This window comes from Pseudomonas sp. Xaverov 83 (genome assembly GCF_019352905.1).
Lineage (GTDB): Bacteria > Pseudomonadota > Gammaproteobacteria > Pseudomonadales > Pseudomonadaceae > Aquipseudomonas > Aquipseudomonas yamanorum.
On the sequence record NZ_JAAAFU010000011.1, the window covers coordinates 21,247 to 46,418 of the forward strand.

General features: G+C 61.3%; 22 protein-coding genes. 7 read left to right on the forward strand and 15 right to left on the reverse strand.

The annotated features are described in order from the left end of the window. Window positions 1-11: 11 nt before the first annotated feature. From K0H47_RS04545 to K0H47_RS04570, 6 genes are all read right to left on the reverse strand, one after another. Window positions 12-1,253 carry an SfnB family sulfur acquisition oxidoreductase gene (locus K0H47_RS04545; RefSeq protein ID WP_063033600.1) on the reverse strand — a complete coding sequence of 414 codons (1,242 nt, stop codon included), beginning with the start codon at window positions 1,251-1,253 and terminating at the stop codon, window positions 12-14. A 184-nt stretch (window positions 1,254-1,437) separates the two neighbouring features. Continuing rightward, complete coding sequence (locus K0H47_RS04550) at window positions 1,438-2,223, reverse strand: hypothetical protein (RefSeq protein ID WP_219272068.1); 786 nt, start codon at window positions 2,221-2,223, stop codon at window positions 1,438-1,440. A 337-nt stretch (window positions 2,224-2,560) separates the two neighbouring features. After that, window positions 2,561-3,307 (reverse strand): L-cystine ABC transporter ATP-binding protein TcyN, encoded by a 747-nt coding sequence (gene tcyN / locus K0H47_RS04555; RefSeq protein ID WP_063033598.1) that lies wholly within the window; start codon window positions 3,305-3,307, stop codon window positions 2,561-2,563. Between the two features lie 3 nt (window positions 3,308-3,310). Beyond that, the gene (gene tcyL, locus K0H47_RS04560; RefSeq protein WP_063033597.1) at window positions 3,311-3,976 is read right to left on the reverse strand and encodes a cystine ABC transporter permease; all 666 of its coding nucleotides are present in this window, start codon (window positions 3,974-3,976) and stop codon (window positions 3,311-3,313) included. Further along, window positions 3,976-4,770 (reverse strand): cystine ABC transporter substrate-binding protein, encoded by a 795-nt coding sequence (tcyJ, locus tag K0H47_RS04565; RefSeq protein ID WP_063033596.1) that lies wholly within the window; start codon window positions 4,768-4,770, stop codon window positions 3,976-3,978. Before tcyJ ends, tcyL begins: the two co-directional genes overlap by 1 nt. Before the next feature lie 231 nt (window positions 4,771-5,001). Continuing rightward, window positions 5,002-5,994: a D-cysteine desulfhydrase gene (locus tag K0H47_RS04570; RefSeq protein ID WP_063033595.1), complete on the reverse strand. Its 993-nt coding sequence runs from the start codon at window positions 5,992-5,994 to the stop codon at window positions 5,002-5,004. A 166-nt stretch (window positions 5,995-6,160) separates the two neighbouring features. Here K0H47_RS04570 and epsC point away from each other — a divergent pair, with 166 nt between their 5' ends. Beyond that, window positions 6,161-7,087, forward strand: coding sequence for a serine O-acetyltransferase EpsC (gene epsC, locus K0H47_RS04575; protein ID WP_010168915.1), 927 nt, complete (start codon window positions 6,161-6,163; stop codon window positions 7,085-7,087). A 422-nt stretch (window positions 7,088-7,509) separates the two neighbouring features. After that, the gene (gene betT / locus K0H47_RS04580) at window positions 7,510-9,471 is read left to right on the forward strand and encodes a choline transporter BetT (RefSeq protein WP_177025968.1); all 1,962 of its coding nucleotides are present in this window, start codon (window positions 7,510-7,512) and stop codon (window positions 9,469-9,471) included. A gap of 3 nt (window positions 9,472-9,474) precedes the next feature. Here betT and K0H47_RS04585 read toward each other — a convergent pair whose 3' ends face one another. Further along, window positions 9,475-9,723 (reverse strand): hypothetical protein, encoded by a 249-nt coding sequence (locus K0H47_RS04585; RefSeq protein WP_219272070.1) that lies wholly within the window; start codon window positions 9,721-9,723, stop codon window positions 9,475-9,477. Between the two features lie 112 nt (window positions 9,724-9,835). After that, window positions 9,836-10,567: an SDR family oxidoreductase gene (locus tag K0H47_RS04590; protein ID WP_008435807.1), complete on the reverse strand. Its 732-nt coding sequence runs from the start codon at window positions 10,565-10,567 to the stop codon at window positions 9,836-9,838. 119 nt (window positions 10,568-10,686) lie between these two features. Between K0H47_RS04590 and K0H47_RS04595 the strand changes: the two genes are divergently transcribed. The 3 genes from K0H47_RS04595 (at window position 10,687) to mgrA (ending at window position 14,212) form a co-directional block, all read left to right on the forward strand. Then, the gene (locus K0H47_RS04595; protein ID WP_093202899.1) at window positions 10,687-11,577 is read left to right on the forward strand and encodes a LysR family transcriptional regulator; all 891 of its coding nucleotides are present in this window, start codon (window positions 10,687-10,689) and stop codon (window positions 11,575-11,577) included. A gap of 161 nt (window positions 11,578-11,738) precedes the next feature. Further along, a complete protein-coding gene (locus K0H47_RS04600; protein WP_080673292.1) occupies window positions 11,739-13,067 on the forward strand; it encodes an OprD family outer membrane porin in 1,329 nt (442 codons plus the stop codon). Between the two features lie 107 nt (window positions 13,068-13,174). Continuing rightward, window positions 13,175-14,212 (forward strand): L-glyceraldehyde 3-phosphate reductase, encoded by a 1,038-nt coding sequence (gene mgrA, locus K0H47_RS04605; protein ID WP_063033592.1) that lies wholly within the window; start codon window positions 13,175-13,177, stop codon window positions 14,210-14,212. Between the two features lie 147 nt (window positions 14,213-14,359). Here the strand turns inward: mgrA and tauD are convergent, their stop codons facing one another. The 7 genes from tauD to K0H47_RS04640 form a co-directional block, all read right to left on the reverse strand. Next, complete coding sequence (gene tauD / locus K0H47_RS04610; protein ID WP_177025820.1) at window positions 14,360-15,196, reverse strand: taurine dioxygenase; 837 nt, start codon at window positions 15,194-15,196, stop codon at window positions 14,360-14,362. Between the two features lie 21 nt (window positions 15,197-15,217). Beyond that, window positions 15,218-16,054, reverse strand: a complete 837-nt coding sequence (gene tauC / locus K0H47_RS04615; protein ID WP_177025821.1) for a taurine ABC transporter permease TauC — start codon at window positions 16,052-16,054, stop codon at window positions 15,218-15,220. Further along, entirely contained in the window at window positions 16,051-16,830 is a 780-nt protein-coding gene (gene tauB / locus K0H47_RS04620; protein ID WP_029615807.1) for a taurine ABC transporter ATP-binding subunit, read from the reverse strand. The genes tauC and tauB overlap by 4 nt, the downstream gene beginning before the upstream one ends. Window positions 16,831-16,848: 18 nt before the next feature. After that, window positions 16,849-17,826 (reverse strand): taurine ABC transporter substrate-binding protein, encoded by a 978-nt coding sequence (tauA, locus tag K0H47_RS04625; RefSeq protein WP_003213167.1) that lies wholly within the window; start codon window positions 17,824-17,826, stop codon window positions 16,849-16,851. Window positions 17,827-18,086: 260 nt separating this feature from the next. Continuing rightward, the gene (gshA, locus tag K0H47_RS04630; protein ID WP_177025822.1) at window positions 18,087-19,670 is read right to left on the reverse strand and encodes a glutamate--cysteine ligase; all 1,584 of its coding nucleotides are present in this window, start codon (window positions 19,668-19,670) and stop codon (window positions 18,087-18,089) included. Between the two features lie 214 nt (window positions 19,671-19,884). Next, on the reverse strand, window positions 19,885-20,268 hold the full coding sequence (locus K0H47_RS04635) for a PaaI family thioesterase (RefSeq protein WP_008435797.1): 384 nt from the start codon (window positions 20,266-20,268) through the stop codon (window positions 19,885-19,887). After that, a complete protein-coding gene (locus K0H47_RS04640; RefSeq protein WP_219272071.1) occupies window positions 20,268-22,592 on the reverse strand; it encodes a Tex family protein in 2,325 nt (774 codons plus the stop codon). Before K0H47_RS04640 ends, K0H47_RS04635 begins: the two co-directional genes overlap by 1 nt. Before the next feature lie 357 nt (window positions 22,593-22,949). On the opposite strand from K0H47_RS04640, the gene ompR reads away from it, so the two are divergent. Next, complete coding sequence (gene ompR / locus K0H47_RS04645; RefSeq protein WP_003213175.1) at window positions 22,950-23,690, forward strand: two-component system response regulator OmpR; 741 nt, start codon at window positions 22,950-22,952, stop codon at window positions 23,688-23,690. A gap of 116 nt (window positions 23,691-23,806) precedes the next feature. After that, the gene (locus K0H47_RS04650) at window positions 23,807-25,120 is read left to right on the forward strand and encodes an ATP-binding protein (protein WP_219272073.1); all 1,314 of its coding nucleotides are present in this window, start codon (window positions 23,807-23,809) and stop codon (window positions 25,118-25,120) included. Window positions 25,121-25,172: the final 52 nt, after the last annotated feature.

A 25,172-nucleotide genomic window follows, 5' to 3' on the forward strand; every position in this document is an offset into this window, starting at 1 on the left:
AGGTCTGGTCGTTAAATCCAGGAATGCCGGGCAGGCAAAGTGCCGTTCAGGTGATAGGCGCCCACCGCGTGATATTTCCAGCGCACCGGGTCGTGCAGGGTGTGCACTCGGGCGTTGCGCCAGTGACGGTCGAGGTTGAATTCGGCGAGGGTCGCGCGGCTGCCGGCCAGTTCGAACAGCTTTTCGCTGGCAAGCAAGGAAATCTCGGTGGTCAGCACCTTGGCTTCGGCCACGGCAATCGAGGCGCGTGCGGCTGACTGCGCGGTGATCGGTGCGGCACTGACTTGATCCAGCACCTGGCCGGCCTTGCGCAGCAGGGCTTCAGCGGCGTGCAGTTCGATCTTCAGCTTGCCGATATCGGCGATCACATACAGGTCATCGCTGGCCCGCTCGACCTTGGCGTCGATCCATGGCCGGGAGCGTTCGCGTACAAAGCTGATGGTGTCTTCGAGAGCACCACGGGCGATGCCGGCATCGATGGCCGCCTGGATCAATTGCGAAACGGCGCCCTGGATACCCGGCGCTTCGCCGAGGCGCCACGTCTCCACCACCAGTTCGGCGTCCACCGCCACCTGATCGAGAAGCACTGTGCCGCTGGCCGTGGTGCGTTGGCCAAAGCCTGACCAGTCATCGACGATACGCAGGCCTTCGGTGCCACGGCGCACGAACGCCATGACGACTTTGCCTTCATCGTCCAATGCCTTGACCGCCACCCAGTGGGCGAATAGCGCGCCGGTGGAATAAAACTTCTGGCCACTGATGACGTAGCCGTCGCCTTCGGCAGTGATGCGTGCCTTGAGGTCCAGGGTGTTTTTGGTGCCGCGTTCCGGGCCGCCGTTGCCGATGCGCCAGCCGTCCAGCACGCTCTGGAACAGCTGCTTTTTCTGGCGCTCGCTGGCCGCACCTTGCAGCACGTGCAGGATGCCGAAATGGTTCTGCGGGATTTGCCCCAGCGCCGGGTCGGCCGCACTGATGATCGCGAACACTTCCGCCAGGGTCACAAAGGACACTTGCGGGCCGCCGTACTCACGGGGAATGGAAATACTGCCCAGGCCACTGCGGGTGAAGTGTTCGAGTTCAGCCCAAGGCAGTTTGCGTTGCTGATCGCGCTTGGCCGCTTGCAGGCGCGCAGCCTGTGCCAGCTCATGAGCCGCGCTCAGTGCCTCGGCGTCGTTGCGCAGCACCTTGGCGGGCAACAACAGCGGGGCGACGTCCAGATCACTCTGGGGGGGTGTTTGTGCCAAGTTAGACATCAGCGCCGCTCCTTGGCTGCACGCAATGCCCTGGCGTTACGCACCGGGGTAATTTTGACCATACCTACCTCACATCCGTTGAAAAGATAAAAAAATCAGGAATGTCCGGTGGTCCGGTGCATATACCCTAAGCGTGTTAAATTTTTTAATAAACTAACTTTTAGGAATATGCATAGAAGGTCTGTCACCCGGGCTCACAGGGTGAACCGGGGCGGCGGGGTTGGTAGACCAGCGCAGGCTTGGCGGGGCTGGTCGGGGCCTTGGGAGCGTACGTGGCGATGCGCAGGGCGCGGGCTGGCGCCCAGCGTGAATTATTGCCGACCCGGTCGCGAATGCAGTAGGTCACTTCGAGGCGATGGTCATCCCCGGCCTCGACGATGATCGTCGACGGCACCCACACTTGCACCGCCTTGCCGACATCGCCGGCCTGGATTTTTGGCAGGTCCAGGCGGACGTCACCCCAGCGCAGCGTGATCTCGTCGTCGGTCGCCATGTTCAGGTACGGCTCGATGGTGAGGGGCACGCCTCGGCGAATCTGGCTGCTGTTGAGGCCATGGCGGCGGATGGTTTCGGGCAGGCTGACGGCGGCCAGGTTCTGGTTTTCGTCAATGCTCAGTGCACAGGGCAGGCCGCCGGGGTAATCAGTCTTGATCTGCACCCGGGTGATGGCTGAGCGCGCCGAGTCGCGTCCGACTTGCATGACCCGGTAATGAATCCGCGCCGGGCCATTTTGCACAAAGCTTTCCGGCACCCGCAGGCGGGTGGGCATGCCGATTTTGCCGGCGGTGACACGCCGGGAGGCGGCAAAGCAGTTGTTCCAGAACAACTCGATCAGGTCGCCTTCATCCATGCCGCAGTAAGGCGCGATATCGACTTGCAGGTTTGTCGCGGCGAGGGCATTGATGCCTTCTCGATTGGCCTGGGGCAAGGTCGGGGCAGTGAGCAGCGCCTGGGTGGAAATACGCTTCATAAATAATCTCCTTGATGCAGCCAGCAGCCATCGCTCCGGACATTAAGCGCGGGCAGGCGGCGTAGTCCGAAAGGAACGACTTAATGAAAAACCGGAATGGATCCAATTATCTGGGTTCTAGATAAGAGGCTTGGTTAGTTGGCGTCAAGAGGCGGGGCGGGGCAAACAGGGGGTTATGGAATATTCAGAAAGGTCTTACTGGAGGGGCACTTGAAGTGAGTGTTTCAAGGTGACTTTTACCCAATGAATAAAGGGCTCTTCCCAAAAAACGCTAAAGAAGGGAGTTGCCTTTCGGCAACTCTATTAAGCGAAGATTCTTACACTTGATAGGCGCAAGTTAGTTGTTGATAAACTTGCTCAGAAACTGTCGGGTACGTTCTTCTTTCGGGTTGGCAAACAGTGCCTTTGCATCGCCTTGTTCAACAATTACACCTTTGTCGAAAAAGATCACGCGATTGGCAACATCCCGCGCAAAACTCATCTCGTGGGTCACGATGACCATGGTGCGGTTTTCTTCCGCGAGGCTGCGAATGGTCGCCAGCACTTCGCCTACCAGTTCCGGGTCCAGGGCCGAGGTGGGTTCATCGAACAGGATCACCTCCGGTTCCATCGCCAAGGCCCGGGCAATGGCTACCCGTTGCTGCTGGCCGCCGGACAGGCGCCGTGGGTAGGCGTCTTCCTTGCCCGCCAGGCCGACCCTGGCCAACAGCTTGCGACCGAGGGCGTCCGCGGCGGCCCGGGGCATCTTCTTGACCACGATCGGGCCTTCGATGACGTTCTCCAGGGCAGTGCGGTGGGGGAACAGGTTGAAGTTCTGAAACACAAAGCCCACGTGCTGGCGCAGGCGCCGCACCAGGCTTTGTTGTTGATTGAGCGGGCGGCTGCTGTCGATCTCGATGTCACCGACCTTGATCCGGCCACTGGTGGGTTCTTCGAGGAAATTCAGGCAGCGCAGGAAGGTGGTCTTGCCGGAACCGCTGGGGCCGATGATGGCGACGACTTCGCCTTCCTTGACCTCAAGGTCGATCCCGTTAAGCACCACCTGACCCTTGAATTGTTTGGTCAGTTTTTCAACCACGATCATGCTTCAAGACTCCAGGTCATGCCGGTTGACTCGTGCTTCCAGGCGGTTTTGCACGTGCGCCAGAACGCTGGCAAGAATCCAGTAGATCAAGGCGGCGGACAGATACATGGTGAAAATTTCGAAGGTACGGGCCGAGACCAATTGCGCCTGGCGGAACAGTTCCGGCACCTGGATGGTGGCGGCCAGGGCGGTATCCTTGACCAGGGAAATAAAGCTGTTGCCCAACGGCGGCAAGGCCGTGCGCATGGCCTGCGGCAGGATGGCCCGGCGCAGGGTCTGCGCACGGGTCATGCCGATACTGGCCGCAGCTTCCCACTGGCCGCGCTCGATGGAACCGATGGCGGCACGCAGGATTTCACAGGCGTAAGCGGCCATGTTCAGCGAGAAGCCGATCATGGCCGCCGGGATAGGATCCAGCTCGATGCCCACTTGCGGCAAGCCGTAGTAGATCAGGAACAGCTGTACCAGCAAGGGCGTGCCGCGAAAGAACGACACGTAGACGCGGGCGGTCCAGCTCAACAGCTTGAAGCGCGACAGGCGCATCAAGGCCAGGCCGAAGCCCAGCAGCAAGCCGAAAAACATCCCGCCAAGGCTAAGAATGACCGTGTAATACGCGCCCTTGAGCAGAAAGGGCGCGGAGTCCAGCGCGAGTTGGAAACCTGCTTCCATTATTGAGTAACGTCAGCGTTGAAGTACTTCTCGGACAGCTTCTTCAAGGTACCGTCGGCGCGCAGTTCGTCGAGGGCCTTGTTCACCGCAGCCAGCAGTTCAGGCTCGCCTTTGCGCAGGGCAATACCGGCTTCCTGACGGGAGAAAGCAGCACCTGCAGCGGCGGTGTCCTTGGCTTTCTTGGCGTATTCCAGCGCCGCCAGGCGGTCGATCAGAATCGCGTCGACACGGCCGATGCGCAGGTCCTGGAACTTGGTGGGGTCATCGTTATAGGTTTTGACGATGGCTTTCGGTTGGTTTTCCTTGAGCCATTGTTCGTAGTTGGTGCCCAGGCCCACACCGATCTTCTTGCCGGCCAGGTCGTCGGCGGTCTTGATGGTGTCGGCGTTTTTCGCCAGGGTCAGCGCCTGGATACCGGAGACGGTATACGGCTTGGAGAAGTCGTACTTTTCCTTGCGCGCGTCGGAGATGGTCACCTGGTTGACGACCGCGTCCAGGCGCTTGGATTCCAGGGCGGCGAGGATGCCATCCCACGGTGTGGCTTGCAGCTTGACCTTGACGCCGAGTTTCTGGGCCAGCGCTTCAGACAACTCGACCTCGAAACCGCTGAGTTTGCCGCTTTCATCGACGAAGCTGAACGGTGGGTAGGTGCCTTCCAGGCCAATCTTGATTTCGCCGGCTTTCTTGATGTTGTCCAACTGCTCGCCGGCAACTGCCTGACCGAGCCACCCGGCGCCAAGCGCCAGCCCCAACGTACCAACCAGTAACGTGCGACGGAATACGGAAATAGTCATGAAGAGCCCCTGTGTTTTTTATGTTGAGCGATGCAGGTGACGCGGTAGTCGTATCCTGCCTTAAAAGCGCCGTGTGTGGGAGCCGGGCTTGCCCGCGATTGCATCAACTCGGTGTTTTGGATCTGCCCAGTCATGCGTATCGCCATCAAGCTCGCCTACGGCGCGACTATAAAGCCGGTTTTTAAGACTTGAAAATAATATAAAATCAGATTGATATTTCTTTATGGAATATCAAAAGCTCGAATCATAAGCAAACAAGGCGGGTGCGCCACCGGTGTGCAGGAAGATGATCGGCCCCTCTTCAAAGCGCTGCCGGCCAATGCCATCCAGCAACCCGGCCATGGCTTTGCCCGTGTAGACCGGGTCCAGCAGCAGGCCTTCCTGGCTCGCCACCAGCTTGATCGCCGCCAGCGTGCCGGCACTCGGCTCGCCATAACGGGGGGCGAAGTACTCGTCCCACAGGATCACCTTGAACGCGTCGGGCACCGGCACGCCGAGCAATTCGGCCGTACGTTCGGCCAAGCCTTGCACCTTGGGGCGCTGGGCTTCGTCGGTGCGGGACACTGTGACGCCAATCACTTGCAGGTCCGGAAGTACTTCGGCCAGTGCCAGGGCCAGCCCGCTGTGGGTGCCGGCGCTGCCGGAGGCCAGGACCACGGTGGAGAACGGGATGCCGCTGGCTTCAATCTGCCCGGCCAGCTCCAGCCCGGCGCGCACATAACCCAGGGCACCGAGGGCGTTGGAGCCGCCGATGGGCACCAGGTACGGCTTCTTGCCGTTGCTGCGCAGGCGGTCGGCGAGGGCGTTGAGTTGGTCGTCGACGTTATCCAGGTTTTCTACCAGCTCGACCTTGGCGTCGAACAGTTCCAGCAACAGGCGGTTGCCGTTGGCCAGGTAGTTGGGGTCATCGGTGCCTGTCGGGTTTTCCAGCAGGGCGACGCAGCCCAGGCCCAGCTTGGCGGCCAGTGCGGCGGTTTGACGTACATGGTTGGACTGAATCGCGCCGGCGGTCACCAGGGTGTCGGCACCCTGGGCCAGGGCATCGGCGGCGAGGTATTCGAGTTTGCGCAGCTTGTTGCCGCCCATCGCCAGCGGCGTGGTGTCGTCGCGTTTGACGTAGACGTCACGCCCCAGCCAGGCCGACAGCCGCTCGAGTTTTTCCAGGGCAGTGGCGCCGCCCAGCAGTTCCAGACGGTTAAAGCGGTCGAGCTGTTGTTTGATCATGGCTACGCACGGGTGGTCAGAGATGCTGGGACTATAGGCAGGCACTTTTGTGTCGGCAACCGCCAATCGCTTATGTCGACAGGTTATTAGCATTGCACTATTGGTTCTTAAGGACGCTCAGGTGCCTTGCCGTAAAGTGGTGGGCATTACGTCAGGAGTGAAGACCGTGAGTGAGCGTTCCAGTCATTGGCAATTACAGACCATCGTCAGCCAGCTGCGCAGCGCCCGGGACCAGTGGCGCACCCGCAATGGTCGGGTCAGCGGCGAGCAGGGCGGGCGCGAGCTGCCTTCACGGGAAGCCGTGGCGCAGATTCTCGAGGCGTTGTGTGGTGCGCTGTTCCCAATGCGTTTGGGGCCGGTGGACCTGCGTGAAGAAAGTGAAGATTTCTACGTCGGCCATACCCTGGATGTGGCGCTGAATGCGTTGCTCGCCCAGGCGCGGCTGGAGCTGCGGTATGCCGCACGGCAAGGCGGCCAGGATGACAGTGAGGTGGACGCCCACGCCATCCACCTGATCCAGGATTTCGCCCTGGCATTGCCAGCCTTGCGCAGCCTGTTGGACACCGACGTACTCGCCGCCTACCACGGGGACCCGGCGGCGCGCAGCGTGGATGAAGTGCTGTTGTGCTACCCGGGGATTCTGGCGGTGATTCACCATCGCCTGGCGCACCACTTGTATCGGGCGGGCTTGCCGTTGCTGGCGCGGATCAGTGCGGAAATCGCGCACTCTGCGACCGGGATTGATATCCACCCGGGCGCGCAGATCGGCCCGAGCTTCTTCATCGACCACGGGACAGGTGTGGTGATTGGCGAGACGGCGATCATCGGCGAGCGGGTGCGTATCTATCAAGCCGTGACCTTGGGCGCCAAGCGCTTCCCGGCGGATGAAGATGGGCAGTTGCAGAAGGGCCATCCGCGGCATCCGATTGTCGAGGATGATGTGGTGATCTACGCCGGGGCGACGATTCTGGGGCGGATTACCATTGGCAAGGGTTCGACCATTGGCGGCAACGTGTGGCTGACGCGGAGCGTGCCGGCGGGGGCGAACCTGACCCAGGCGAATCTGCAGCATGATGATGGGACGCAGAAGTAGCACCCCGCTCTCAAGATCACACAGATCAAATGTGGGAGCTGGCTTGCCTGCGATAGCGGTGTATCAGCAACAGATGTCTGGCTGACCCACCGCAATCGCAGGCAAGCCAGCTCCCACAATGGATCGCATTCCAGTCTCGGCCAGTATTTCCCTCAGCCATCGCTGAACGTTTCGTCATCTCCATACGTCATACCATTCCTTGAGCTAGTGTAGGAAACACCTACCACTCGGCCCTGCGATTAGTCCTCAAACCCCTATCCATGTTTAACTTGACTGTTCGTTCAAGTTAAATCGGTGGTTCGCTGCCCGCTCACAACAGGAGGCTTACCTTTGCTGAGTCCGTTTTTTACAGCCACATCCCACACCCTTGAGGTGCGCCCTTCATGAGTGCATCGTCCACACCTCCCAGCGGTCTGGTCCGCATGAACCCGCCGGTGTTTTACTTCGCCGCGAGCTTCATCCTGCTGTTCGGCCTGACTGTCATCGCAATTCCCGAACAAGCCGGCGCCTGGCTGCTGGCCGCACAAAACTGGGCGGCCAATACGGTCGGCTGGTACTACATGCTGGCGATGACCCTGTATCTGGTCTTCGTGGTGGTCACCGCGTTATCGGGCTACGGCAAGATCAAACTCGGTGCCGACCACGACGAGCCCGAATTCAGTTACCTGTCCTGGGCCGGCATGCTGTTCGCCGCGGGGATCAGCATCACGCTGTTTTTCTTTTGCGTTTCCGAACCGTTGACTCACCTGGTGCAACCGCCCCAGGGCGAAGCGCTGAACGGTGACGCCGCGCGCCAGGCCATGCAGATTCTGTTTCTGCACTGGGGCCTGCATGGCTGGGGCGTGTTCGCCTTCGTCGGCATGGCCCTGGCCTACTTCGCCTACCGGCATAACCTGCCGCTGGCGTTGCGCTCGGCGCTGTACCCGCTGATTGGCAAGCGCATCAACGGCCCGATCGGTTATGCAGTGGACGGCTTTGGCATCATCGCCACGGTGTTCGGCCTCGGCGCCGACATGGGCTTTGGCGTGTTGCACCTCAACTCCGGGCTGGACTACTTGTTCGGCGTGGCCCACACCCAGTGGATCCAGGTCGGCCTCATCACCTTGATGATGGGCGCGGCGATCCTGGTGGCTGTCTCCGGTGTCGATAAAGGCGTGCGGGTGATGTCCGACATCAACATGCTGCTGGCCTGCGCGCTGCTGCTGTTCGTGTTGTTCGCCGGGCCCACCCAGCACTTGCTCAACACCCTGATCCAGAACATCGGCGACTACCTTGGCGCCTTGCCGACCAAGAGTTTCGACCTCTACGCCTACGACAAACCCAGCGACTGGCTGGGTGGCTGGACCGTGTTTTATTGGGCCTGGTGGATCGCATGGTCGCCGTTCGTGGGCCTGTTCATCGCGCGTATTTCCCGCGGCCGCACCATCCGTGAGTTCGTGTTCGGCGTGCTGTTGATCCCGCTGGGCTTCACCCTGGCGTGGATGTCGATCTTCGGCAACAGCGCCATCGACCAGGTGCTCAACCACGGCCTCACGGCGCTCGGTCAGTCGGCCATCGATGATCCGTCGATGAGCCTCTACCTGCTGCTGGAAACCTACCCGTGGAGCAAGACGGTCATTGCGGTCACCGTATTCATCAGCTTCGTGTTCTTCGTCACCTCGGCCGACTCCGGCACCGTGGTGCTCTCGACCTTGTCGGCCAAAGGCGGCAACGCCGATGAAGACGGGCCGAAGTGGCTGCGGGTGTTCTGGGGCGCGATGACCGCGTTGGTGACCAGCGCGCTGCTGTTTGCCGGCAGCATCGATTCGCTCAAGTCTGCCGTGGTCTTGACCTCGCTGCCGTTCTCGATGATTTTGCTGCTGATGATGTGGGGGCTGCACAAGGCGTTCTACCTTGAGTCGCAGAAACAGATTGCGCAGATGCACTCCCTCGCGCCGGTGTCGGGCTCACGCAAGGGCACGGGCGGTTGGCGCCAGCGTTTGAGCCAGGCGGTGCACTTCCCGTCACGGGATGAGGTGTACCGTTTCCTCGAGACCACGGTGCGTCCGGCGATCGAAGAAGTGACGGCCGTATTTGTCGAAAAAGGCCTCAACGTCGTCACCCAGCCTGACCCGTCCAACGACAGCGTCAGCCTGGAAATCGGCCACGGCGAACAGCATCCGTTCGTGTATCAGGTGCAGATGCGCGGCTATTTCACCCCGTCATTCGCACGGGGCGGCATGGGTTCCAAGCAGCTCAACAACCGCCGCTACTACCGCGCGGAAGTGCACTTGAGTGAGGGCAGCCAGGACTACGACCTGGTGGGCTACACCAAGGAGCAGATCATCAACGACATCCTCGACCAGTACGAACGGCATATGCAGTTCCTGCACCTGGTTCGTTAAGGCTCAGGCCCTGATAAACAGGGCCAGTGCCACCAACGGCGCACCGAATACCCCACTGCCGATCACCAGCTCCCAGACCAGGGGCTGGCCGGCAGTGACCACACCTGCCGCGCCGTTCACCACCGACACCACCAGCCAGATCCCGACAAAGCTGTAGGCCAGAATGTGCCGGCTGACGCCCAGCTTTTGGCCGATGAACAGCATCAGCGCGAGGAGGATCAGGCCGCAGGTGATGACGAGGGCGGTGTGCATATCTGAAGTCTCCTGATACCCGCTGATTTTCCGTGAACACCAAACCTGTGGCGAGGGAGCAAGCTCCCTCGCCACAATATTAGTGCGTCGTAGAGTGAGTGTTGTGTGGTCGTCAGACCAAACCACCATTGGCCCGCAGGATTTGCCCGTTCACCCAACCACCGGCCGGGCTCACCAGGAACGCCACCACGCGGGCGATATCTTCCGGTTGGCCCAGGCGTTCCAGCGGCGCCATCTTGGCCAGGCCCTGGATCTGCTCTTCGCTTTTGCCATGCAGGAACAGTTCGGTCGCCACCGGGCCCGGGGCAACGGCGTTGACGGTGATGCGCCGGCCGCGCATTTCCTTGGCGAACACCTGGGTCAGGGATTCCACCGCCGCCTTGCTGGCGATGTACACCGCATAACCGGGGAAGTTGAGGCCGACGGTGCTGCTGGAGAAATTGACGATGCGCCCGCCGTCGTTCAGGCGGGTGGCGGCTTCACGCAGGGCGTTGAAGGTGCCGCGGGTATGGATGTCGAAGTTCTGGTTGTAGAGCTCATCGCTGTGTTGGGCCAGCGGCAGCACCTTGAGAATCCCGGCGTTGTTGATCAGCACATCAACCTTGCCCAGCTGGGCTTCGGTCTCGTCGAACAGGCGCTTGACGTCGGCGGCGCTGGCTACGTCGCCCTGGATCGCTATGGCTTGGTGGCCGGCCTGGCGCAACTCCACTACCAGCCTTGACGCTTCGGTGGCGCTGTTGGCGTAGTTGATGGCGACGGCATAACCGTCGGCAGCCAGTTGTCTGGCAACCACGGCGCCGATGCCGCGTGAGGCGCCGGTAACGATAGCAACTTGGGTAGTCATGATCTGGTTTCCTTGGGGGAGTGGTTGGGTGTGGAAGCAGATTCACATGTTTACCCAGGCCGATAAATGCGCCAGAGTTGCCTTGACTGTTCAAGAATCGCCAACAATGGAGACGCGCCGTGGACCAGGTCAAAGCGATGAAAGTGTTCGTGAGGATTTACGAACGCAGCAGCTTCACGCTGGCGGCCGATGACCTGAACCTGCCGCGTGCCACCCTGACCCACACCCTCAACCAGTTCGAGTCCTGGCTCGGCACGCGCCTGCTGGAGCGCAGCACCCGCCGCGTCCGCCCGACCCTTGATGGCGAGGCCTATTACCTGCGCTGTGTGCAACTGCTGGCGGAGCTGGAAGAGGCGGAACTGGCCTTCCGCTCGGTGGCCCCCAAGGGCCGCCTGCGGGTGGATTTGCACGGCACTCTGGCCAAGTACTTCGTGATCCCGGCGCTGCCGCAATTCATGGCGCGCTACCCGGAAATCGAGCTGTCCATCAGCGAGGCGGACCGCTTCGTCGACCTGATCGCCGAAGGCGTGGATTGTGTGCTGCGGGCGGGCACCCTGGGGGATTCGGCGTTGATCGGCAGGCGTGTCGCGACGCTGCGCCAGGTGACCTGCGCGAGCCCGGCCTACCTGCGCAAATACGGCGAGCCGAAGCGCCTCGCCGACCTGGGCGAGCACCGTGCGGTGAACTATGTTTCACGCACCACCGCGAAGCTGTTCCCCTTCGAATTCATGGTCGACGGCCAGGTGCAGGAAGTGACGATCGAAGGGGCGCTGTCGGTGTTCGGCGCAGAGATTTATTCCGCCAGCGCAGTCGCCGGACTGGGCATTATCCAGTGCCCGCACTACCGCATCGCCGAGCTGATTAACCAGGGCGTGATGCAGGAAATCCTCACCGATACACCGCCGCCGCCCATGCCGGTTTCGGTGCTCTACCCGCAAAATCGACACATGTCGCCGAGGGTGCGGGTGTTCGTCGATTGGCTCGCTGAAATCTTCGCCACCGCCCGCTAACCCCCGTCGTTACTGGGTTTCTTAAATTTAATTTCATCCGGGTAAAGGGTGTTTTGACTCCGAACTGTCACATGGCCATCGCCTAATTGTGTGAAGCGTTTGACGCTTTCATTTCAGAACAGTGACGGAGACCGGTACCAATGAAGACGTTATTAAGCCCCATGGTGGGTGCCGCCATGGCGAGCTTTATGCTGTCCGCCCACGCCGATTTTATCGATGACAGCCACGCCGACGTGACCCTGCTCAACCGCTACCTCAATCAGCAGGGGCGGGATGTGGTGAACAGCAATAACAAGGCCCACAGCATCCGCGATTGGGGCCAGGGTTTTGAGTTCAACTTCAAGTCCGGCTACACCGATGGCCCGGTGGGCTTTGGTCTGGACTTGCAGGCGTTCTACGGTTTGAAACTGGACTCCGGTGGCGACCTCAATGACAAGGATCACCAGGGCCGCTACCCCGGCAGCATGTTCCCGCTGGATAACGGCAAGTCCGCCGACCAGTTCGGCGTGCTCAGCCCGACCTTCAAGATGCGCTTCGCCCAGGATGAGTTGCGCGTCGGCACGCTGTACGGCAACAACCCGGTACTGGCCAACACCGACGGCCGCCTGTACCAGCAGACCAACACTGGCGTGCAGTTGGTTTCCAAGGACTTGACCGACTTCACCTTTACCGCCGGTGACATCCTCAAGACCAAGATCCGCAACGAAACCGGCGACCAGGGCATGATCACCGCCGGCGGCACCAAAGAGAGCGATCGCTTCCTCTACGGCGGCGCGGACTACAAAGGTTTGCCGGACACCACCGTCAGCCTGTGGTACTCCAACCTTGAGGATTACTACCAGCAGTTCTTCCTCGGTGCCAAGCGCCATGACGCCTTGCCTGTCGGCGCGATCGACACCGACGTGCGCCTGTACCGCAGCCTGGGTGTGGGTGAAAACGCGGCGGGCGACAAAGACTATTCCGCTGCGGGTCTCTACGGCGATGGCACCTCCAAGGGTCGCATCAACCAGTCCACCGTCAGCCTGCTGGAAAGCTACAGCCTGGACGGCCATACCGTCGGCCTGGGCATCCAGAAAAACAGCGGCGACAGCGACTTCCCGTACCTGGATTCCGGCCTGAACAGCGGTGCCAGCAACCAGGGCCCGGGCTCGGGTGCCGACACCCCGGCACTCACCAACATGCAACTGAACAAGTTCCAGCATGCCGGCGAGCGCACCTGGCTGGCGCAGTACAAATATGACTTCGGCAAACTCGGCCTTAACGGCCTGACCTTCGCCACGTCCTACGCACACGGTGATGACATTCGCACGACCCAAGGCACTACCAGTGAATGGGAACGTAACGTCACCGTGGCTTACCAGGTGCCCACCGGCACCCTCAAAGGCCTGGGTGTGACATGGCGAAATGCCCACGCCAGCCCGGATATCACCGGTGCCACCGTGCAAGATGAAAACCGCTTCTATGTGAGCTACGTCGTTCCACTCTGGTAGGAAATTGCTGTACAAAGAGCGAGCACCTTAAGCGATTCAGCTGCTTAAAAGGCTTGGGAATATCGTTATTCCCAGGCCTTATTTGCTCTAAGACCAGAGAGGATTCGATGACTTACATTGCTGCCGAAAACCGCTATGAATCTATTCCTTACCGCCGCGTAGGTCGCACCGGACTGGTGCTGCCGGCACTGTCCCTGGGGCTGTGGCACAACTTTGGCGACAGCACCCCGATCGACACCCAGCGCGCCTTGCTGCGCACGGCGTTCGACCTGGGTATCAACCACTTCGACCTGGCCAACAACTACGGCCCCCCGTACGGCAGCGCCGAGATCAACTTCGGTCGTTTGCTGCGGGAAGATTTCAAGCACTACCGCGATGAACTGATCATCTCCAGCAAGGCGGGTTGGGACATGTGGCCAGGCCCTTACGGCCAGGGCGGCGGTTCGCGCAAGTACGTGCTGGCGAGCCTCGACCAGAGCCTGCAACGCCTGGGGGTCGACTACGTGGATATTTTTTACTCCCACCGTTTTGATGCCGACACCCCGCTGGAAGAAACTGCCAGCGCACTGGCCACTGCCGTGCAACAGGGCAAGGCGTTGTACATCGGGATCTCGTCCTATTCCGGCGTGAAAACCCGAGAAATTGCAGCGCTGCTCCAAGAGTGGAAAGTGCCGCTGCTGATCCACCAGCCGGCCTACAACCTGCTCAACCGCTGGGTGGAAAAAGACCTGCTGGACGTCACCGAAGAACTGGGTGCCGGGGTGATTGCCTTTACGCCATTGGCCCAGGGTCTGCTGACTGACAAATACCTCAACGGCGTACCGGCCGATGCGCGAGTGAACCGCCCGGGTGGTGGTTCGTTGCAGGCCAAGCATTTGTCCGAGGCCAACATCGACCACGCCCGCGCGCTGAATGAAATTGCCAAGCGCCGTGGCCAGAGCCTGGCGCAAATGGCGTTGGCGTGGACGTTGCGTGATCCACGGGTCACCAGCGCCCTGATCGGCGCGAGCCGGCCGGAGCAGATCATTGAAAACGTCGGGGCGTTGCAGAATTTGAGCTTCAGCGCGCAAGAGTTGGCGGAGATTGATCGGTTTGCCCAGGAAGGCGGGATTAACTTATGGGAGAAGCCGTCTACGGCTGAATAAGCAGTAGAGCCCGATTCCTGCATCAACCTCTACCCAATGTGGGGGCGGGCTTGCTCGCGAAAGCGGAGTGTCAGTCACTGGATATGTCGACTGATTCACCGCCTTCGCGAGCAAGCCCGCTCCCACATTTGATTTGTGGAGTGCCTGCTAGAACGGCACATCCCCCAAAATTGTCGCCCGATGCATCACCCGTCGTTGCGGCCGGTAATCATCCACCGCGTAATGCTGGGTCACGCGGTTATCCCAGAACGCCACGTCATTTTTCTGCCAACGCCAGCGAATGGTGAATTCCGGTCGTGTCGCGTGGGCAAACAGCAGCTTCAACACCACGTCGCTTTCCGCCGGCTCCAGTTCGTTGATCTTGCTGGTGAACCCCTCGCTGACGAACAGCGACTTACGCCCGCTCACCGGGTGCGTACGAATCACCGGGTGAGACAGCGGCGGGTTCTTGCGCCGGGCTTCTTCCCAGCGCGCTAAATCTTCCGGCGTGTTGCCGTAACGCTCCAGCGGGAAGGAGCGGGTGAAGTCATGGGTTGCCGTCAAACCGTCCAACAGCTTCTTGAACGGCTCGGACAACGCCTCATACGCGGCAATCCCGCTGGCCCACAACGTATCGCCACCAAACTCCGGCAGCAGCTTGGCGCTCAGTACCGCACCGAGGGCCGGGGTGGGCAGGAAGGTCACGTCGGTGTGCCAGATGGCGTTGTCGCGCACGTCGGTCACGGCGGTGTCGAGGATCAGCACTTCTGGCTGCTCCGGCACGTTGGGGTAGATCGGGTGAATGTGCAGGTCGCCGAAATTCGCCGCGAACCGCGCCTGTTGCTGCGGGTTGATCGGCTGATTGCGGAAGAACAGCACCGAATGTTTGAGCAGCGCCTGTTCGATCGCGTCGCGGTGCTCGATGTTCAGCGGTTGGGTGATGTCGACGCCACTGATCTGTGCGCCAAGGGCGGTGCTGAGAGGTGTTACGGTCAGGCTGCTCATGGGATTCTCGTCGAAAATTTCTTAGTGTGCCTGGCCATGCCACGGCACCAATTTGCGCTGCAGGGCACGCAAGCCCATTTCCATGGCGAAGGCGATCAGCGCGATCACCAGAATCCCCAGCACCACCACGTCGGTGACCAGGAATTGCGCGGCGGACTGCACCATGAAGCCCAGGCCGCTGGTGGCGGCGATCAGCTCGGCGGCCACCAGGGTCGACCAGCCGACACCCAGGCCAATCCGCACGCCGGTGAGGATGTCGGGGAGGGCGCTTGGCAGGATCACGTAGCGAATCAGCTGTGCCCGGGTCGCGCCCAACGACTGCGCAGCGCGCAATTTGGCCGGGTCGACGGTGCGTACGCCGGTGGCGGTGGCGATGGCGATCGGCGCAAAAATCGCCAGGTAGATCAGCAGCACCTTGGACAGCTCACCGATACCGCACCAGATCACGATCAGCGGCAAGTAAGCCAGCGGCGGAATCGGCCGGTAAAACTCGATCAGCGGATCCAGAATGCCCCGGGCGATGCGATTGGAGCCAATGGCAATCCCCACCGGCACGGCGGTCAGTACGGCAAAACCGAGGCCGAGGCCGATGCGCTTGAGGCTCGCGCCCAGGTGCTGCCACAAGGTGGAGTCCATGTAGCCGGTGGTCGCCAGCAGCCAGCCTTTTTGCAGCACGGCCGAAGGCGGTGGCAGGAACAGTGGCTCGATCAGCCCGCTGGCGGTCACGGCCCACCAGATGGCAACCAGGGTCACCAAGGTGAGCACGCTGATCCAGCGGGTGCTCAGGCTGCGGCGTACGGGCACGGCGGGTTTGGTCACCGGCTTGGCGGCCGTGGCCGGTAATTCATAACTGCTCATGCGGACACCTGCCGTTGGGAGAACACCTTGCCCAGCACGTGTTCGCGGGTTTCGATAAAGCGCGGGTCGGACTTGATCGCCCGTGCCGACTCACCGGCGGCATAACGCTGGCCGAAGTCCAGGCTCAGGCGTTCGACGATCTGCCCGGGGTTGGGCGCCAGCAGAATCAGGTCCGTAGCGAGGAACACCGCTTCTTCGATGTCATGGGTAATCAGGAACACCGGCTTGGCTGTGCGCCGCCAGACTTGCAGCAGCAGCTCCTGCATCTGTTCGCGGGTGAAGGCATCGAGGGCGCCGAAGGGTTCATCCATCAGCAATACGCGCGGGTCGGCGGCCAACGCGCGGGCCAGGCCCACACGTTGCTTCTGGCCACCGGAGAGTTGCCAGATACGGCGGCTGTCGAAACCGGCGAGGTCCACCAGGGCGAGCATTTCCCGAGCGCGGATTTCACGCTGGGCCTTGGGCACGCCCGCCAGTTCCAGGCCGAAGCCGACGTTGGCCAGCACGTCCTGCCAGGGCAGCAGGGCGTCGTCCTGGAACACCACGCCGCGTTCGGCGCTCGGTCCTTTTACCGGCACACCGTCAAGGGTGATGCGCCCGGCGCTGGGTTCGACAAAGCCGGCAATCAGGTTCAACAGCGAAGTCTTGCCACTGCCGGAAGGGCCGAGGGCCACCAGCAATTGCTGGGGCCCAAGGCTCAAGGAAATATCGGCCAGTACGGGCTCCGGGCTGCCTGGGTACTGTGCGCTGATGCGCTCCAGTTGTAGCAAGGCCATCGCGGTGAACTCCTGGTATCAGTTAGTGATGAACTTCGGGCTGACGTACGGGGCGTAGTCCGGCAGTACGGCGTCGACCTTGCCCTGTTCCTTGAGGAACGCGGCGGTGTCGGTGACAGCCTTGGTGGTTGGCGCGCCGAGCAGGGTCACCTGGTCAGCCGCCAGCGGGTAGACGTTGCCCTGCAGCAGTAATGGAATGTCGCTGGCCTTGGCCCCGGAGAGCTTCACCAGTTTGTCGACGTTGCCTTTGTCCGCCAGCCAGGCTTGTGGGTCTTTGCGGTAAGCGGCGTAGGCATCCAGGGTGACCTTGGCAAAAGCCGTGACGATTTCCGGGTGCTTCTCGGCGAAATCCTTACGCACGATCCAGGCATCGAAAGTCGGTGCGCCAAACTTGGCCAGTTCGCCGGAGGTGATCAGCACCTTGCCGTTTTCCTTGGCCACGCCGAGGGCTGGGTCCCATACGTAAGTCGCGTCGATATCACCACGCTTCCAGGCGGCGATGATGGCCGGCGGGGCGAGGTTGAGGATGGTCACTTTGGAAGGGTCGATGTTCCAGTGCTTCAGCGCGGCCAGCAGGCTGTAGTGGCCGGTGGAAACGAACGGCACGGCGACTTTCTTGCCGATCAGGTCCTGCGGGCTGTTGATCCCGGAACCGTTGCGGGCCACCAGGGCTTCGGCACCGCCGATCTGGGTGGCGATCAGGAAGGTTTCCACCGGGACCTTGCGGGTCACGGCAGCGGTCAGCGGGCTGGAACCGAGGTAGCCGATCTGCACGTCACCGGAAGCGATGGCGGCGATGATGTCGGCACCGTTGTCGAATTTGCGCCAGTCGATCTTGGCATTGGTAGCTTTTTCATAAGCGCCGTCGGCCTGGGCGACTTTCGCCGGGTCAACGGTGGTCTGGTAAGCGATGGTCACATCGGCGGCCTGGGCAAACAGGCTGGCACCGGCCAGGGACAACGCCGCCAGGAGGCGAAGGGGGAAATGCAGTTTCAAGGGGGAAGTCCTCATCAGGCGGCCGGAGGTCGGCGTGTGAGAAGACTAAATGATCTAAGAATCCGAAAATAAATAACATTTTCGAATTAGCTTATGAGGAGAAACTCGAGCACCAAGCTAGAAGGCGCATGGCCAAATGTGGGAGCTGGCTTGCCTGCGATAGCATCGACTCGGTACTAATGAAATACCGCGGCGCCTGCATCGCGGGCAAGCCCGGCTCCCACAAGAGCCCGGCCCCCACAGGGTTTTGTGCCAGGCTTTTAGTTACTGATAGCGAGGATGCTCGCCTGGTACGACCCGACAAACACGTCAAAATCGCCCACTTCGTTCTGCTCAAGCTCCGCCTGCTGCGCCAACGAACTACGCGCCAGTTCCTCAAAACGCGCCTGTTCCTCAGCCTTCAACGGCTCGCTGCGGAAGTGTTCTGCGTGCACCTGGCTCTGATGCAACGAGAACTGCGCAAAGCTCTCTTTACGCTCGCTCATCGCCGCCAACACCTGGGCCGACGGGGTCAGGGACGAATCCTTGACCTTCGCCAACTGGGCGTCCAGCGCCTGGCTGTGTTCAGTGATGCCCTGGCTCTGATCCAGCAAGGCTGCCAGCGGAGCAATCTGCTCCAGCAACTCGGCGGCCCATTCCTTCATGTCCACCGATTCGCCACGGCGCTGCAATTGCAGGCCCGGACGGCGACCTTCCTTGACCACGCTGAGGAAGTTGGAGGTGGCGTTGCCGCACTCGTTGTCGGCGAACAGCGGGCTGTCATTCAGCGCGCAATACAGCAGGAACGCGTCGAGGAAGCGCGACTCTTGCAAGTCGATGCCCATTGGCAGGAACGGGTTGATGTCCAGGCAACGCACTTCGATGTACTGGATGCCACGGGCCATCAGCGCCTGGATCGGCCGCTCGCCGGTGTAGGTCACGCGCTTGGGCCGGATGTTGGAGTAGTACTCGTTTTCGATCTGCAGGATGTTGGTGTTGAGCTGTACCCACTCACCGTCCTTATGGGTGCCGACTTCGACGTACGGCGCGTAGGGCGTTGCCACAGCTTCGCGCAGGCTGTCGGTGTAGCTCGCCAGGTCGTTGTAGCAAGGCGTCAGGCCGGCCTGGGCGTTGCTCTGGTAACCCAGGTCGCTCATGCGCAGGCTGGTGGCGTACGGCAGGTACAGCGTTTCGGCGTCCAGCACTTCCAGCTGATGCGAGCGCCCACGCAGGAAACCCGCGTCCAGGGCCGGCGAGGCGCCGAACAGGTACATCAGCAGCCAGCTGTAGCGGCGGAAGTTGCGGATCAGCGCGATATAGGCCGTGGACTGGTAGTCGCGGTCGGTTCCTACAAAGCCTTCGGCTTCCTTGAGCAGCGGCCACAAGGCTTCCGGCAGGGAAAAGTTGTAGTGGATCCCGGCGATGCACTGCATGGTCTTGCCGTACCGCAGGGCCAGGCCCTTGCGATACACGTACTTGAGCTGTCCGATGTTGGAGGTGCCGTAGTAGGCAATCGGAATATCTTCCTCGGCCGGCAACGGGCACGGCATCGATGGACTCCACAGGTACTCGTTGCCGAGCTTGCTGTAGGCAAAACGGTGGATCTTGTCGAGGCTGCTCAGGGTATCGGCCGGGTTGGGCAACGCCGGGGTGATGAACTCAAGCAGCGACTCGGAATAGTCGGTGGTGATCTGTTCGTGGGTCAGTGCAGCGCCCAGCGCCTCGGGATGCGGCGTTTGTGCCAGTCGGCCTTCACCGGTGACGCGCAGGCATTCGCGCTCGATGCCGTGCAGGCATTGCTCGAGCAAAGAGAGGTGTTCGTGCTTGCCGAGCAGGGCCAGGCGGCGGTTGAGAAGTTCGCTCAAGTTGGATTCCTTCACGCGTCAGTCGCCCCAATATGGGGGTGGGCAGGACGGTCTACAAGGGTGAAGTGGAAACTGGCGTTATCGCCTGGTTTTCGAGCCGGATTGACCCACTCTGAAAGAGCCGCCCTCGTCCCTGAATCTGGCTATCGCGCACGAGGAAAAGTTCGGCGCAACTTTCGAAGCGCCGAAATTAACTCAAATCGATGACAGGGAGCTATAGGACAGCGAAGGTGCCTTGTGCTTTTGCGACCAGTTTTTCGTCCTGGTACACGTCCGCCTCGACCACCAGCGTACGCCGACCGGGGTGAATCACCCGGGCAGTGCACAGCACATCGCCGTCGGAAACGGCGCGGATGTAGTTGATCTTGCATTCAATGGTCGCGCTTTGCTGGTCGAAACCATGGGAGCTGGAACAGGCCAGCCCCATGGCAATGTCCACCAGGCTGAAGATCGCCCCGCCATGGAGCTTGCCAGCGCGGTTGCGCAACTGCGGCTCCAGGGTCATGGCCACCTCTGCAACCCCGGTTTCCAGGCGTTGCAGGCGGCAGCCAATGAGTTCGCTGAAAGCGCTGTGAGTCAAGCCGGCTGGCAGTTCCATTAACGTTTCTTCAGTTGTTTGGCGTTGGCGAACAGCGAAGCCATGGCGTTGTTGGCCGGGGCTGGCGCAGCGGTTTCCTTGCGGGGGGCGGCGCCTTGGGACTGGCGTGGCGCCGAGCCTGGGCGTGCGCCGCGGGCACCGTCGATTTTCTCGCCCGGGGTGTCGCTCATGCGCATCGACAGGCCGACGCGTTTGCGCGGGATGTCGACTTCCATGACCTTGACCTTGACCACGTCACCGGCTTTTACCGCTTCGCGCGGGTCCTTGATGAACTTCTCCGAAAGCGCGGAGATGTGCACCAAACCGTCCTGATGCACGCCGATATCCACAAACGCGCCAAAGTTGGTCACGTTGGTCACCACACCTTCGAGGATCATCCCCAGTTGCAGGTCCTTGAGGTCTTCGACGCCGTCCTGGAACTCGGCTGTCTTGAACTCGGGACGCGGGTCGCGGCCCGGTTTTTCCAGCTCTTGCAGGATGTCGGTGATGGTCGGCACGCCGAAGGTTTCGTCGGTGTACTTTTTCGGGTCCAGGCGCTTGAGGAACGCGGCGTCGCCGATCAGCGAGCGGATGTCACGGTCGGTTTCAGCGGCGATGCGTTGTACCAGCGGGTAGGCTTCCGGGTGGACGGCCGAGGAGTCCAGCGGGTTGTCGCCGTTCATGACGCGCAGGAAGCCGGCGGCTTGTTCGAAGGTTTTTTCGCCAAGGCGTGCGACTTTTTTCAGCGCTGCACGGGTTTTGAACGCACCGTTTTCGTCGCGGTGGGTCACGATGTTCTGTGCCAGGGTGGCGTTAAGGCCGGAAATTCGGGCCAACAGCGCTACCGATGCGGTGTTCACATCCACACCGACCTTGTTCACGCAGTCTTCCACTACTGCATCCAGGCCGCGTGCCAGTTTCAGCTGCGATACGTCGTGCTGGTACTGGCCGACGCCGATGGATTTCGGATCGATCTTCACCAGTTCGGCCAATGGATCCTGCAGGCGGCGAGCGATGGACACGGCGCCACGGATCGACACGTCGAGGTCCGGAAATTCCTTGGAAGCCAGTTCAGACGCGGAGTACACCGAAGCGCCGGCCTCGGAGACCATCACCTTGGTCATCTGCATGCCTGGGTATTTTTTGATCAGCTCGGCGGCCAGCTTGTCGGTTTCACGGCTGGCGGTGCCGTTACCGATGGCGATCAGGTCCACCGAGTGCTTGGCGCATAAGGCGGCCAGGATCGCGATGGTCTGGTCCCACTTGTTGTGTGGCACGTGGGGGTAAACCGTGGCATGGTCGAGCAGCTTGCCGGTGGCGTCGACCACGGCAACCTTGCAGCCGGTGCGCAGGCCCGGGTCGAGGCCCAGGGTCGCGCGTGGGCCGGCTGGCGCGGCCAGCAGCAGGTCGTGCAGGTTGTGGGCGAACACGCTGATGGCTTCGGTCTCGGCGCCGTCGCGCAACTCGCCCAGCAGGTCGGTTTCCAGGTGGGTATAGAGCTTGACCTTCCAGGTCCAGCGCACGACTTCACTGAGCCACTTGTCCGCAGGACGGTTCTGATTCTGGATGCCGAATTGTTGACCGATCATGCCTTCGCACGGGTGCATGGTGCCGGGCAGCTCGTCGCCGACCTTCAGTGCGGAGCTCAGGATGCCTTCGTTGCGACCGCGGAAAATCGCGAGGGCGCGGTGGGACGGCATGCTTTTCAGCGGCTCGTCGTGTTCGAAGTAATCGCGGAACTTGGCGCCTTCCTCTTCCTTGCCGGCGATCACGCGGGCACTGAGGGTGGCTTCCTGCTTCAGGTAATTGCGCAGTTTTTCCAGCAGGTTGGCGTCTTCCGCGAAGCGCTCCATGAGGATGTACTTGGCGCCTTCGAGGGCGGCCTTGACGTCGGCCACGCCTTTTTCGGCATCGACAAAACGTGCAGCTTCGGTTTCCGGGGCCAGGGACGGGTCGTTGAACAGACCGTCGGCCAGCTCGCCGAGGCCGGCTTCCAGGGCGATCTGGCCCTTGGTGCGGCGCTTCTGCTTGTACGGCAGGTACAAGTCTTCGAGGCGGGTCTTGGTGTCGGCGAGCTTGATGTCGCGTTCCAGTTGCGGGGTCAGCTTGCCTTGCTCTTCGATGCTGGCGAGGATGCTGATACGCCGTTCGTCGAGTTCTCGCAGGTAGCGCAGGCGCTCTTCCAGATGCCGCAACTGGATATCATCGAGGCTGCCGGTGACTTCTTTACGGTAACGGGCGATGAAGGGCACTGTGGAGCCTTCATCCAGTAGAGCGACGGCCGCTTCGACCTGTTGTGGGCGTACACCGAGTTCCTCGGCGATGCGGCTGTTGATGCTGTCCATAAAACCACCTGAAATTCTGAAAGCAGGCTCGCAGGCCCGGAAAACAAGGCTTGCGAGGCTGGTTGAGCGGCCCGACTGGCGCCGCTGCCTGGGTCAAGAGGCAGCCTATTGACCCTCGAAATCGAAAAAATCACTACAAGCGGGTGAAAAAAATCCCCTGGCAGTAAACGGCAACGAACTGACGTTGCCCTGCACAAAGGCGCCGCATTATAACCAGCGTTCCGCCCTTGGGGGGATTGCGGCCAAGGTTGTAGGGCGCGGGTTCGCTGGCGGTAGAGGAAAAATCTGCTAACAATGCACACGGTGCGTATAACGGCAGCTACGCCATAATGCGCGCCGAGATAAGAGGAGCATCTAATGAGCAGCACTGCACAAACTGCTGAAGGCGAAAAAATTCTCATCGTTGATGACGATCCGGGGCTGAGCAGCCTGCTGGAGCGTTTCTTCAACTCCAAGGGCTATCGCGCACGCGCGGTGCCAAACACCGAACAGATGGACCGCCTGTTGGGACGTGAAGTCTTCAACCTGGTGGTGCTGGACCTGATGCTGCCCGGCGAAGACGGCCTGACCGCCTGCAAACGCCTGCGCGGCGCCAACAATCAGATCCCGATCATCATGCTGACCGCCAAGGGCGATGAGCTGAGCCGTATCAAGGGCCTGGAACTGGGCGCTGACGATTACCTGGCCAAGCCGTTCAACCCGGATGAGCTGATGGCGCGGGTCAAGGCCGTACTGCGCCGCCAGGCTGCCCCGGTACCGGGTGCTCCAGGCAGCGAAGACGAAAGCGTGACCTTCGGCGACTACGAGCTGTCATTGGCCACCCGTGAGCTCAAGCGTGGCGATGAAGTGCACATGTTGACCACCGGCGAATTCGCCGTGCTCAAGGCGTTGGTGATGAACGCGCGCCAGCCGCTGACCCGCGACAAGCTGATGAACCTGGCCCGCGGCCGCGAATGGGACGCCCTAGAGCGCTCCATCGACGTACAAATCTCCCGTCTGCGCCGGATGATCGAACCCGATCCATCCAAGCCGCGTTATATCCAGACGGTGTGGGGCGTGGGTTACGTGTTTGTGCCGGATGGCACTGCAACCAAGTGACCGATGATTTGCAGAAGCGGGCTTGCCGGTGATGACTCGATAAGAGTCAGCCGGTTGCCCGGCGTTTGCAATTCTGCGAGCCTCGCTCGCTCCTGCAAGGTGTCTAGCTGTCTTCTATGAAAACCCCGTTGTGGTTCCCGCAAAGTTTCTTCTCACGCACCCTTTGGCTGGTGCTCATCGTCGTACTGTTTTCCAAGGCCCTGACACTGGTTTATCTGTTGATGAACGAAGACGTGCTGGTGGACCGGCAGTACAGCCACGGTGTCGCCCTGACCTTGCGCGCCTACTGGGCCGCAGACCCCGAGAACCGCGAGAAGATCGCCAAGGCCGCTACCCTGGTCCGGGTCGCGGGTGCGGGTGTGCCCGAGGGCGAGCAACATTGGCCCTACAGCGAAATCTACCAACGCCAGATGCAGGCCGAACTGGGTGAAGACACCGAGGTGCGGCTACGCATGCATGTATCACCGGCGCTCTGGGTGCGGGCCCCAAGCCTGGGCGAGGACTGGCTGAAGGTGCCGCTGTATCCGCATCCATTGCGGGGGCAGAAGATCTGGAACGTGTTGGGCTGGTTCCTGGCGATTGGTTTGCTTTCCACCGCGTCTGCCTGGATTTTCGTGCGCCAGCTCAATCAGCCGCTCAAACGCCTGGTGTTTGCGGCACGCCAGCTTGGTCAGGGCCGTAGCGTGCGGCTGCCCATCAGCGACACGCCGAGTGAAATGACCGAGGTGTACAGCGCGTTCAACCAGATGGCCGAGGATGTCGAACAGGCGGGGCGCGAGCGCGAGCTGATGCTGGCGGGGGTGTCCCATGACCTGCGCACGCCATTGACGCGTTTGCGGCTTTCCCTGGAACTGATGGGCAACCACACCGACCTTACCGACGACATGGTTCGAGACATCGAGGACATGGACGCGATTCTCGACCAGTTCCTCGCGTTCATCCGCGATGGCCGGGACGAGGTGGTGGAAGAGGTCGACCTGACGGACCTGGTGCGTGAGGTGGTGGCGCCCTACAACCAGAACGGTGAGCAGGTGCGCATGCGCCTGGAGCCGATCCAGCCGTTCGCGTTGCGTCGGGTCTCAATGAAACGCTTGCTGAACAACCTGATTGGCAACGCCCTGCATCACGCCGGTTCCGATGTGGAAGTGGCGGCCTACGTTTCCGGGGATACCAGTGCGCCGTACGTGGTGCTGAGTGTCATGGACCGTGGCGCCGGTATCGATCCGGCAGAGCTGGAAGGCATCTTCAACCCGTTCACCCGTGGTGATCGTGCCCGGAGTGGCAAAGGCACGGGCCTGGGGCTGGCGATTGTGCGGCGGATTGCTTCGATGCATGGCGGCAATGTCGAATTGCGTAACCGGCCGGATGGCGGTTTGGAAGCACGGGTGCGTTTGCCGTTGGGGCTGATGTTGCCTAGGGACGCGGTCTAAATGTGGGAGCGGGCTTGCTCGCGAAGGCGGTGGGTCAGTCCATAGAAATGTT